8 protein-coding genes and 2 other RNA genes are annotated in these 12,052 nt (G+C 37.8%); 5 read left to right on the top strand and 5 right to left on the bottom strand.

Features of this window, described 5'->3' with window-relative positions; translation table 11 throughout:
- The first annotated feature begins 50 nt into the window (after positions 1-50).
- The 4 genes from ssrA (L3V35_RS11830) (at position 51) to L3V35_RS11845 (ending at position 4,116) form a co-directional block, all read left to right on the top strand.
- Positions 51-410: a transfer-messenger RNA gene (ssrA, locus tag L3V35_RS11830) on the top strand.
- Positions 411-617: 207 nt separating this feature from the next.
- Positions 618-984, top strand: a transfer-messenger RNA (tmRNA) gene (ssrA, locus tag L3V35_RS11835).
- 197 nt (positions 985-1,181) lie between these two features.
- Positions 1,182-3,494 carry an AAA family ATPase gene (locus L3V35_RS11840; RefSeq protein ID WP_237299759.1) on the top strand — a complete coding sequence of 771 codons (2,313 nt, stop codon included), beginning with the start codon at positions 1,182-1,184 and terminating at the stop codon, positions 3,492-3,494.
- A 151-nt stretch (positions 3,495-3,645) separates the two neighbouring features.
- On the top strand, positions 3,646-4,116 hold the full coding sequence (locus L3V35_RS11845) for a hypothetical protein (protein WP_237299760.1): 471 nt from the start codon (positions 3,646-3,648) through the stop codon (positions 4,114-4,116).
- 205 nt (positions 4,117-4,321) lie between these two features.
- Here L3V35_RS11845 and L3V35_RS11850 read toward each other — a convergent pair whose 3' ends face one another.
- Genes L3V35_RS11850 through L3V35_RS11865 form a run of 4 tightly spaced genes read right to left on the bottom strand, consistent with a single transcriptional unit; the run spans position 4,322 to position 9,733 of the window.
- Positions 4,322-4,765 carry a hypothetical protein gene (locus L3V35_RS11850; RefSeq protein WP_237299762.1) on the bottom strand — a complete coding sequence of 148 codons (444 nt, stop codon included), beginning with the start codon at positions 4,763-4,765 and terminating at the stop codon, positions 4,322-4,324.
- Positions 4,762-6,765, bottom strand: coding sequence for an ABC transporter ATP-binding protein (locus L3V35_RS11855; protein WP_237299764.1), 2,004 nt, complete (start codon positions 6,763-6,765; stop codon positions 4,762-4,764). Before L3V35_RS11855 ends, L3V35_RS11850 begins: the two co-directional genes overlap by 4 nt.
- Positions 6,762-8,477: a hypothetical protein gene (locus L3V35_RS11860; RefSeq protein ID WP_237299766.1), complete on the bottom strand. Its 1,716-nt coding sequence runs from the start codon at positions 8,475-8,477 to the stop codon at positions 6,762-6,764. The genes L3V35_RS11855 and L3V35_RS11860 overlap by 4 nt, the downstream gene beginning before the upstream one ends.
- Positions 8,477-9,733, bottom strand: a complete 1,257-nt coding sequence (locus L3V35_RS11865; RefSeq protein ID WP_237299768.1) for a site-specific integrase — start codon at positions 9,731-9,733, stop codon at positions 8,477-8,479. The genes L3V35_RS11860 and L3V35_RS11865 overlap by 1 nt, the downstream gene beginning before the upstream one ends.
- A 256-nt stretch (positions 9,734-9,989) precedes the next feature.
- Here L3V35_RS11865 and L3V35_RS11870 point away from each other — a divergent pair, with 256 nt between their 5' ends.
- Entirely contained in the window at positions 9,990-11,285 is a 1,296-nt protein-coding gene (locus L3V35_RS11870; protein WP_237299770.1) for a site-specific integrase, read from the top strand.
- A gap of 453 nt (positions 11,286-11,738) precedes the next feature.
- On the opposite strand, the gene L3V35_RS11875 is transcribed toward L3V35_RS11870, so the two are convergent.
- The gene (locus L3V35_RS11875; RefSeq protein ID WP_237299771.1) at positions 11,739-11,984 is read right to left on the bottom strand and encodes a hypothetical protein; all 246 of its coding nucleotides are present in this window, start codon (positions 11,982-11,984) and stop codon (positions 11,739-11,741) included.
- Positions 11,985-12,052: the final 68 nt, after the last annotated feature.

The raw sequence follows: 12,052 nt of genomic DNA on the forward strand, positions 1-12,052 counted from the left end.
GCACAGTGCTAGACAGGCAAAGCTTTTCTGGTACTATGCTAATAACACTTGGGGCTGATTTAGGATTCGACAGGAATTTTGAAGTCTGAGGTGCATGCCGTGGGGCGGTTGGCCACGTTAAAAGCCGCAAAAAAATAGTCGCAAACGACGAAAACTACGCACTAGCAGCTTAATAACCTGCTCAGAGCTCTCTTACCCTAGCTTCCGCTCGTAAGACGGGGACCAATAAGAGATCAAACCCAAACTAGCTAGCGCGGATTCTCCCACCTGAGAGGAAAAGCGCGAATAACAATTCAGGTTAGCCTTTAACTAGCGTGTCGGTTCGCAGGTTGCTGGTGAAATTAAAGATCGACTAAGCATGTAGTACCAATGATGAATGATTTTTGGACGCGGGTTCGATTCTACCATCAAGTCTTAAAATTAGTATTTTTTATGAAAAGCCTTACTGAGTAAGGGTTCAACGATAGTTTTTCTGTTAATCGTATTTTTCATAAAATCTTGCATAAATTCTTAGTTATGATTATATTATTCATAACTTTAGTAAACGAATAAGTCGTTTTATGAACCTCAGATTCATAAAATGCACCGTATAAATTGCGAATCGATTTATACACAACGGGGGTGATTTAGGATTCGACAGGAATTTTGAAGTCTGAGGTGCATGCCGTGGGGCGGTTGGCCACGTTAAAAGCCGCAAAAAAATAGTCGCAAACGACGAAAACTACGCACTAGCAGCTTAATAACCTGCTGAGAGCCTCTTTGCCCTAGCTTCCGCTTGTAAGACGGGGAACAACAAAGAGTCAAACCCAAACTAGCTAGATCGGATTCTCCCGCCTGAGAGATGAAGTTCGAAATATAATTCAGGATAGTCATTTACTAGCGTGTCGGTTCGCAGGTACTTGGTGAATTTAAAGATCGACTAAGCATGTAGTACCAATGATGAATGATTTTTGGACGGGGGTTCAACTCCCCCCACCTCCACATTCGAGAAGCCGTATATTCAGTGAATATACGGCTTTTCTTTTATATAAACTTTACTAGTTGGCTCACTCCTATCCAAATTAATCGACTTAATTTTCCTATTTTTCACCCTCAACTAAAAATCTTCAGTGTGCAATCACATTCGTATTCATTGTTCGTGATATTATAAAGGTCTATTGTCACTGTAGGGTTGGATTTTTGTGTTAGAGAATATCAATAAAATATCTCATATCAAACAGTTGGAGCATAACGCACAACTAAACACTGAGTTTTCGCAACTATCATTAATCTATGGCTCAAATGGGGATGGGAAATCAACCATCACTAGGTTATTTCAATTCATCAACGATCAGAATAAGTCTTCTATTGAAGAACTAAAGTCGATAGAAGCACCTGAAAACAAAACCGTTAATTTTGTTCTCAAGTTCAATAATCCGTCTCAAGTAGTAACGCTAAACAATCTTAACAGCGCATTTGATAAATTCCTGATATTTAATGAGAACTTCGTTGAAGACAACGTGTACTCTCGCACTCGTTTTGAGGGGAAGAACCTTAAAAATTTCTATGAATTGTGCCTTGGCTCATACGCAGTAGCGAAAGAACAAGAGATTGATATTTTAAGCGGAAAAGTTTCCTGCATTAAAAGTGAAATCGCTGATTTGGAATCTAAACTAGCCAGTCGCTTCGTAGGTTTAGACTTTAAAGCAGTTAAGAAGCTTAAAGCAATCCCTGACGCTCAAAAGAATATTAATGTATTAGAACAACAGTTAGTAGATATGAAATCTATTGATTTAATTCGACAGTTACCGCGCCCAACAACGCTTGAATTAGATACTCCTATCCTAAATATAGATTTCCTTGATGTATCAATTGAGAAGATAAGCAAAGAAGCAGAAGATAAGATTCACTCACATATCAGTGACAACATGCGAAGCGAAAACAAAGCTTGGATCACTACAGGGACAGAACTAGTTACTGAGGGAGATAACTGCCCTTTTTGCGGTCAAGGGCTTAATCAATCACCTATTTTTGAACACTATAAACACTTCTTAGAAGATACTTTTCAAACCTCTGTCGCTACCTTTAAAGCCAAAAATAAGAGCTTTATAAATAGTTTAAAACGTTACTCTCAACTTTTTCATGAGGCAGTTCCTCAAGTTACAACTTCAAACGCTAATATTATAAGCTGGTCAGAGCGCATAGATATTGAACAGTGCCATATTTCCTTTGATAGCCTCGCTCAATTTGATAAAAATATTGAAGCGTATGAGAAGAAATCTAAGAAAAAAGAAGATGATATCTTTACAGATAATGCTGATTTAATAACTCATCTTCAACAAATTGAAAGTTATATTACTTTTATTAATGTAGAAGTCCTAGGCTACAACAAAGCCATTGATAACGCTTTATCACTTATAGATAATCATATCAGCAATTTACAATCTACCAATATTGCAACGGTTAATACACAAATTGACGAACTAAAGAATGCTCTAGAGTTTGAAAAGCAAGAGGTTCAGAATCAACTGATAGAAATAAATAATAAGGGCATAGAGAAGAGAGCTAAAGATAAAGAGATTAAAGAATTAAGAGCTGCTGTCGCAGCAGACCAAGAATCGAATATAAAAAGACTGGAGTCTGCCATCAATGATGTGCTAAAGGGGTTTGGCTCCAGTATTCGTCTAGTTGGTTCAAAAAAAGATCACGGCAATAGCAATAATCGATTTGTATTCTCCATAAAATTCATTGATAAACTCTTAGATGTAACGAAAAAAAACGATGCTGAAAGAGTAGTATCAAACCTCTTATCAACTGGCGATAAAAATGCATTAGCATTAGCATTTTTTATCGCAAAAGCTAATATGGATTTAACACCTAACACTATTGTTGTATTTGATGACCCAATGTGCTCATTGGATAAAGACAGACGATATCAAACTATAGCGTTACTTTCGAAAATAGCCACCAAAAACCAAGTGCTTGTATTTAGCCACGATGCTTATTTCTTAAATGACATTCACGACTATCAGGACAATCACAAAATAACTAGTTACTTCGCTTTTGAAAGAACAACTCACTATAAAAACAATGGATTTTATAGAAAGTGCGCACTTGTAAGCCGTGAAGACCTAAAAAAAGAAACAATACAGTCATACGTTCAAGATTATCATGCTTTGGCTGGTTTTAGAGACATCCCTTGTGATGAACCATCTCAAATGGCATATATAAAAGGTCGAATTCGTCCATTATTAGAGGCAAAGATATTCTCGACTGACCCCGTTTATTTTGATGAGGACGACTATTTAGGAACGCTAATCAAAAAAGTAAGGCATAAGAAAGATGCAGGTGAGTTTCGCATTTCTGATGAGGTTTTTGAAAAGCTTGAAGATGTTAATGATTACGTCAATTCAGCTCATCATGCAAAAGGCGGTAACACTAATAGCAATGATATAAACATGGTCGAGTTGCAAAGCCATGTTGTAAAAACGCTCGAATGCGTAAACGGTTTGTAGTACTGAAACTAAGACGACTGAGGTTAACTGAGTCGTCTGAAAGGGGCTGCTACTCATGACACAAGGGGGAAACGCAATGTCCCCAGAATGCTTACACAGTAAGCCCCTTTGAATTAAACCTAAACCCTAAAATATATAATCGAGGATAAAAATGTCGAAAGATGAAAAAAGTGACGAGGAAAAACAATTCTCTCGCATGATGTACGAAAATTCGAAAGCTCTTGAAAACTATGGACAGAAAGCTGACCGCTTATTACGCTCGATTCAAAAAAACTTTGAGAATGACTACACCTCATTCTGTGTTGGCTTTGGTACGCTAGCCGTTATTACCAGCGTCTGCCTTGTAATATTGGAAAAGACAGAAATATTCGCTTTGACATTATTAGTCATGGGGTTTATTTCAATCATCTCTGGAGTGTTGCTAAGGAAGTTTTCGACTAAGCAGAAACTGCACGGTCTCCCAAAAGTCCTCGAATTCGAAAAAGAGCAAGCCAGGGTTCAGCAAAAAGAGAGATTATACACACGACTCTGGTTAGAAGGTAAACCTCAGGGACTCACTGATGAACAATTTACACTTTTGCTTTCTGATCTTACCGCTTCTACACATAAAGATAATGGCTAATCAGCTTCAACCTAATTACGATATAAACTCATGATTAAATTATATCAACTAGCAAGCTATTACACCTTACTCGCACTTTTTTGGGGGGTGTATCGATCAAGATAAAATCCACTCAAGATTTCCTAATGTATTAATTTATTTTACATTAACGATTCACTCAATTAACTAATGATCGTGATGCCACAGAGTTAATCAGATCCAAGAGTCATTTCAGCAAAGACCTTATGTTATCCGAAATATTAACCTTCGTTACTGAGCCAACCACACTGTCTAGGTCAATGTCTCGTCTGTTCTTATGCGCCACTGCATTTAACAAGGTAAATAGCTCGGCATTGGTTCTGATTAACTCACTATTAGCTTTACGTAACTCGGATAGCTCAGCCTTCTTTTCAACTAACTCTTTCTTTATCTTATCAATATCTTCCGTTTTTTCTTGTCTGACATTTTGACTTAAAAGCCCCTGTTTTTGGGCTTTTTTTGCCTTGATAGCTTCTTCATGCAAATCAGGATATTGTCTTATTAAGCTACGACTAACTCTTGCCTCATCTTCTACAGCGGAAAGCGATATTTTCCGTTCTGGGCTTATATTAATCGGTTTACCTTCCTTTAATCTTGTTAAAGCATCTCTTAATTTTTGTTCGCTACTCATGCTTGTACCTCAGGTTCTAAATTGAATGCTTTCATGATTCGTAACGCCACTACATTCTGACTTTTCATCATTTCCTCATTCCCTGCAAAGCCTTCCAAGCTCTCAAGCTTGAGTAACTTCATATTTCTATCGTATAGCTTTTTCCAATTAATGGCATTCTTTAGTGTGATTATCGTTGTGTCACAAGTTTCTCCACAAGATGACGGATCAGTGGTATCCGTTTTTTCACACTTATGCCCTTTTGTGCAGTAACCAAAAGGACTTCTCGTTATATCCCATTCTCCACTTTCTATCAAAACCCTAATTTCATCATCAGTTAACTGAATTGCAGAGCCTCTCATTGCCTCGATCTCCTTACCCTTAATCCCTTCTAGGTGGCAATCTGAGTAGTGTAAATCCCTGTATATGTTGGTTTTAACCACGATGCTCTCATTAGCTAGATCTTCCATGAAAGACCCATCTCTTAGCAACCTTTGAGTAAACGCTAATTCTGACCCTTTGCCATAATACTCTGTCATATACTGGTACATATGCTTTACCTGCTGTTTAACCGCTGGGGCAGAGGCAAGATCATGGGTAAGAAAATTAACTATTAGAGTTCTCCTGAACTGGTGTGTATTCAGCTTCCAGATGCTTCCGAGCTTCACGCTCTCTCGACCTCGATTCATCGCTTTGCTTTGCTCTAAATCAGATTCAGTCACGATAAGTCCGATGTGTTTAGCTAAGTCTTGCAACGATTTTGTAACTGGGTTTAGAGCTGCAAATGTTGGGAGGATACTGACATTTGCACTGACCAACAAAAAGTCGTTATTCTTCAAGGATGGTACTAATTTTTTAGCAGGTCTATGTATCAACTTTATTAGATCAATGGCTTTCTTCACTTCAGGAATAGTAATGTAATCTACATCTACCCCTCCTGATATTTTGGTCTCATATGCTCTGACATAATAATATTTATCATCATCATCGTCATCGCCTGGGGTACACCGAAAACAATCATCTTTTAATGATGTGATTTCATCAAACCGCATCCCTGTATAAGATGAAATAATTACATAACAAGCAGCAAACACACGGCTTATATATCCATGGTAGACTCTTGTATTCTTGTCTTTTGAGGCAAGATGACCCAAGCCTTCATCTATCAAGAGCTGCTTTAAGCTTTTGAACTTACCTTTCTTTTCTTGAAAAACTCGATGCCTTTCTGCCTGGTATGTTACGTCTGTAAAAGACTTTGATTGTGCAACTGTTCTGGATTCTCTAACTTGCTTGAACTTTTTCTCTAAAACTCGATTAATTTTCGTTATCACATCTGGTGCGTCATGAATGATCTCTAGCGATTCAGATACTAGCTTTGAGTGTAGATCTAAGGGTATGTACAAGGTTTGCTTGACATGATCATTTTCAGCTACGTAGGGAGCAACTAGCTGCTTTATCGAATCCCAGCTACCCTTTAGTACATTTCCTCTTATTGGAAGACTAATATTCAAACCATTTAAATCCAAACGGGAAGCTGAGTTAAGCCTCCCGATCCTGCCTTCTAGAGTTGAATGGGAGTATTTTCCTTTGACAGACTCTAGGTATTTAATCATCCCTATACTACTGTTGAGGTTAGTCACTGACATAAGATTACATTCTTGTAGCTCATTGAAGAGCGGGCGTAATGTTCTCATGGCATCTGTGGCAACAGTTGCACGACCACTGTACTTGTACTCTGATTTAAAGACAGCTAAAACAATAACTCTCAGCTCTAGCAGTAAGTTAGCCGACATCTTATCGGTTGGAAAGTACACTTTACATGTTGAGTTAGAGCTGTTCTTCCTAAGGTCTCGATATGCACTGAAATCCCATTTAGGGTCAGTGAATCTAGAGACAACTTTGCCCTTTAAATCATAAGCAACAACAGGGTTTTGAGTTAATAACTCAAAAATACTCAAATCAGATAGGTTCTTACAAGGCTCTTTAACGAAGATTTCTGATTTAACTGAATAATTATTCATAGATCATACATCCATAGTGGTGAAATACCTTGTTCTCTCATCATATCTTTCGCTTTCTTAACCAGTTTTTTATCTAACTTATGCTCAGCAAGGTATTTAATATTCTTAATAGCGTTCTCTATTACTTTTCTACTTCCAAAAAGCCCTCCAGCCTCGCATTCATATCGACTATTGATTAAAACTTGTCGTAACGATAACAGTTGATAAACATGGCTTTCGGATTTTACAAACAGATGATTTGGGCAAGTAATACACGACAAAAAACTTGTACAATAAACAACCTCCCCCTCTTTACGTAAGCCAGACTTCTTGATTTTTCGAGTGTTTCTCTCAGCCTCTTTAGATGAAACTGCGTTAGTACACACTCCACCTGAAGGCGTTTTGGTTGAGTTTTCATTATCATTAAGTACAGTTTTCGAAGTTGTTTCATCGATCACTTTTACCTGAATCAAATCTTGATAGGCAGCCATGCCTTTTTTCAGAGCTTTATTGTTTTCTTCGACAGAGCCTTGGTTATAGTGCTTATCAGAAACAGCTACCGAGTTGTTAAGTACTTCTGCTCTTTGTTGAATGTCATTGAAAAATAATCCGTAGGAGTGTCGTAGCTTTCGAGTATCTAGTTTTAAACTCTCAGTTCCTAGTGATAGATTTAAAGGGCTTAGAGTGTTGCGCAGAAGTCCTCTGTACGCTTGTGACTGAATAGGACCAATGCTGCCATCTGGGTTAACAAACGGAAAAAGGAGTTCTCCGTCTGGATCAATCCTTTTTGAATGTTCAATAATCTTCTCAAGTAAAGCTTTAAAATGCTTCTTTACTAGTAACGGTTTTTCTGCATCTTTCTTCTTCTTTCTTTTGTCTGTTATCGATATCTTTATCATGTCATCTATGATTTCTGATTCTGATATAGAGCTTCTCTTCAACCTGAAAGCAGGAGACTGGTTGATACCCGTGATTGCAACAAACACCGAAGAATAAAGCATCGAAGCGATGTTCGAGATGTATCCCTTAGTATTGATAACTCCTGCGACCCTATGCTTGATGGTATAGGTTACATCTCTGATATCATGCTTAAATTGTGTGTCGTTAAGGCACTCAATTGGAGCACCTTGAACACTCAAAGTGTGATAGAAACCAGCAGCATCTACTAAGAACTTAAGTAAAGCTTTGTACCCTTCTTTACTGTAACCTTTCGAGTTATCAATCCCATTAATAGTTGCGCCAAACAGCACCCCTGTTCGCTTACCTAAAGATGGAAAATACTTATCAAAGTCATGTTTATCTATAGAAAAGCAGTCAGACATCACTTGCTTCAGAATTTTTCTTTTCTTCTCGAAAGTCGCTTTTGATATCTCTTTAAGGTTGTATCTCCTGTGTAACAGTCCTTGATAACTTTCAATGTTATCTTTTGCTGCAATTGGCTTAACAATGTCATACGTGCTTAAGTGCTGTACATATAATCTAAAATCTCGAACTTTGGTCAGTTTCGTTTCTGAGGAGGACGAACTACTTACAATATGCTTAACAAATAAAGATAACTCCTGCCTAATTTCTTTTGTATCTAACTCTGTTTCTTTTATCCAATTCAGCACATTTTCGGAATACTCTTTACCAAACTCATTGTCGAATTTGATGCAATATCCGATATCAGCAGCCTTGGTTTCCCTCAAATGAGAACCCTTCAACACTTCAATTTTTCTTGATTTCTTAGCCATTAAGCTGCCTCACCAAGAATTAAGCCTAATAACTTTTCATTTACTTTTGATTGCTCTACCAGAGCTTTGGACTTCTGAAAGTAAGAAAGATATCTCAATGTATCTTTGATTCTTTTATGTCTCATTTGGCTTTTAGTTAACATCAAAGCATCGCTATTACTAAGGTTTTTTACGTTTAGCGCAGCATTCATTACATCAACACCAAAAGTTACTCTTAGATCATGAAAGTCATGAGAAAAATCTGGATATTCAGGATAGATATACTTATGTACGAATTGATTAAAAAGGGTCGAGATTGTGTGTTGTGAGTAAGCTCCCCCCCTTTGAGTAAGAAAGACATTAGCTCTTTCACCACCATTGTTTATAAACTTTTCTAAGCGATTTACGTATCGACTACTGATGTGATAGCTCTTTAACAACTTCACGGCAGAACCTGCGATTGTTACTGGAAGCCCACTATTCTGTTTGCTTTTATGATTTACCTTTGCACCAAGCTCTAGCTCAAAGTGCAGGTCGTCATCCTTATAACTTGCAAACATATCTGTTCGAAGATCTGCAATTTCACTTGCTCTAAGCCCTGATAAGGTTGCCAGTGAACATATAAGCAAAAACTCTTCCGAACCATGTTTTTTCAGCTTCGTAAAAAATATCTCTTGTTCTTTTATAGTAAATGGTTTTAAAGACCCTTCCTTGCTTTGGGCTGACACGTCCAGTTTTTCTTTAGATACGCACTTTACTTTGCTTCTTCCTGCTATATGTGCAAATACATCATCATCAAACTGATTTATTTCTATGTGCTCATATTCCATCGGAATAGAGAAAAATGGAGTACTAATATCTAAATGAAATATATAGAAATTAGCGACAACACTAAAGTATGACCGAGCTGTACTACCAGCAATTTTGCCCTCCTCGTACTGTTCTTTTAACCACCACTTAAACACAGTAAAAGGTCTATCCACAGATTCTAGCGCCCCTATATTCCAAGAGAAGTTGTGCTGATGAAGAAAGTCAAAATATAGCCGTAGTGCTTTAGCCTGTGTTGCTGACGAAGTTTTTGAATGATTTCTATAGTGCGATACTATAAATGATAATACAGGTGGTACTACTACACCTGTTTCACTATCTATAACAACGTATAAATTCTCACAAGTTTTCTGATCTGAATCAGCATAGAGAACCCCATCTTTCAATGATAATTTTTCATTATCATAAAAATCGGATAATAGGTTTAGGCTTTTGATCTTGTGAGTCATATACATACGAAGGCAACTTAGCTGTTAGTAACACAATCAGATTCGTTCATAAAAATGACAAAGTCAAGACTTTAGGGTTGTTCATATTATTAGAAAAACAAGAATTGAGGGTTGGTTCATATTTTAAGACTTGACGATACAACTCCCGCCAGCTCCACCAAACGTTTGGAAAGGGCGGTAAGCCACTGATTTACCGCCCTTTTTGTATTTGTAACTTCGATATTAGGCTGTTTGTACTACATTTTGGTACTAAGACATGCACTATTTATCTATCTCGAAATCCGGTATTTGGCAGTTCCGATATCAGATCCCCTCTGAGCATCGACATCGGTTTAATGGATTCCATGAGATCAAGCGCTCGCTGAAAACATCCAACAAAGACAAAGCTATTCTTTTGGCGTTAGAGCTAGAGATACAGGTTCGTCGTACCATTTTAACGCCAACTTCCATCGCAACATCACCTCAAGTAAAACCTCTCAACCAAGATAAAAAAGACACCGCAACGAAAACCAAACAAACTAAAACGCTATCGCCTGAAAATATACTGGAACACTTTTGTCTCTACAAAGCCCAACATATATCGCCAAAGGCCGTCGGAATGCTTAAAGCTAAATGCCAAACCGTTCTTGGGTTAATAGGAAAGGCAAGCCTTACCGAAATTCGAAGAGGTAATGCCGAGGATGCCATGCACCTCTTACGCATGTACCCCGTCAATATGAGAAAGCATGCCCAATTTAAGGAACTAACGGCAAAGGGAGCGATTGAACTCAATAAGAGCCTTGAAATGCCGACACTGAGCGAAGAGTCCGTAAAAGATTACTGCCAAAAAATGTCAGGCTTCTTCGAGTGGTGCCTCTTAAACGAACTCACCGATATCAACCCATTCAAAGCAATCCGATTTCGAAAACAGCGCAAAGACAGTGAAGCCAAAAACGCATATACAAAAACAGACTTACAAAAAATCTTTGGTTCCGAGATTCATACTAAGCGACAGTTAAAACACCCCTACTACTACTGGCTACCACTCCTTGCCAGTCTAACGGGTGCCAGACTGAATGAACTCTGCCAGCTTTACAAATCGGACGTTCGCCAACGCGATGGGATTTGGGTTATTGAAATCGATGACAAGTACGAAGGGCAGAAACTCAAAAACTTAACGAGCCGTCATGTGATTCCAATTCACCGACAATTAATAGAACTAGGCTTCATTGATTACCTACATTCAATTAAACACGAGCGTGTTTTTCCTGAGCTGAAAGACTCACGAGATGGTTTTGGTAGCGCCGCCTCTAAGTGGTATGGCCGATTTAAAACCAAGCTCGGCTTTAGTAGAGGCCATGATTTCCATTCTTTTAGGCATACCGTTGCTACGCAGTTCAAACGAAGACAGGTTTCACATATTGCCGCTGGTGCAATCTTAGGTCACACCTTACACAACATTACCTACGATCGTTACGGAAAAGAGCTAGATGTTAGTCAGCTTCAAGAGGTAATTAACCTGATTGAGATAGAAGCAATTGTAAAATTGCTCAATATAACGCCACCAACCTAAGAGAATCGGGTAAATCGTAAAAAAGCCTTAATTTCGGGCGTGATCTCACGCCCAAATTTCACCACAAAAGCCTTACAAAACAGGAATTTAATAAAAACAGTAAAAAAATATTTCTTGATTTATAGTTTCAAAATGAATTATTAATCATACATATAAATAAAACGTAGTCGATTAAGATTATTTTGTGATGCTATATTTTATTCTGATTTGGAGGGAAGTGTTCGCAATCACCGACATACGCGGAGCTTTTCAATATTTTCTGAGAGAACAGAAAGTTGGATATCATGATAAATCGCTCCCCCTATTGGGAAAGCCAATAAAAAGTAACTCAACTAACTGGCGTCCTTATTTAGGATAATAGGCACCCATCTTGATACTGGCTTCATATGGTACTAAGATGAGGTACTAAAGGGTTATTCTAAAAAATCACAAACACCTTAACTAAAGGATTAGTTAAAACTGATATGCCATCTTAAAGCTTAATGAAGTAAAATTCGTACAGTCATCTACTTGATACTTAACTCCAATACCTAAAGTTAATTTCGGCGTAACGAGATAATTTAAAGAAGTGCTGATAATCCCACCCCATTGACTAAAACCACCCGTATCTCCCTGTATATATTTAACTAGCTGTTCATTACCTATAAAGTGCGACTCTTTAGTTTTTTGTATATGAAGAGCGGTAATTATACATTGCATTAGATCCTCCAACTCCTACGTTGATCTTCCAACTTTGATTTTAATACAGAGTAAAAATCGGCATGACT

Source organism: Vibrio sp. L5-1 (genome assembly GCF_021728315.1).
Lineage (GTDB): Bacteria > Pseudomonadota > Gammaproteobacteria > Enterobacterales > Vibrionaceae > Vibrio > Vibrio splendidus_K.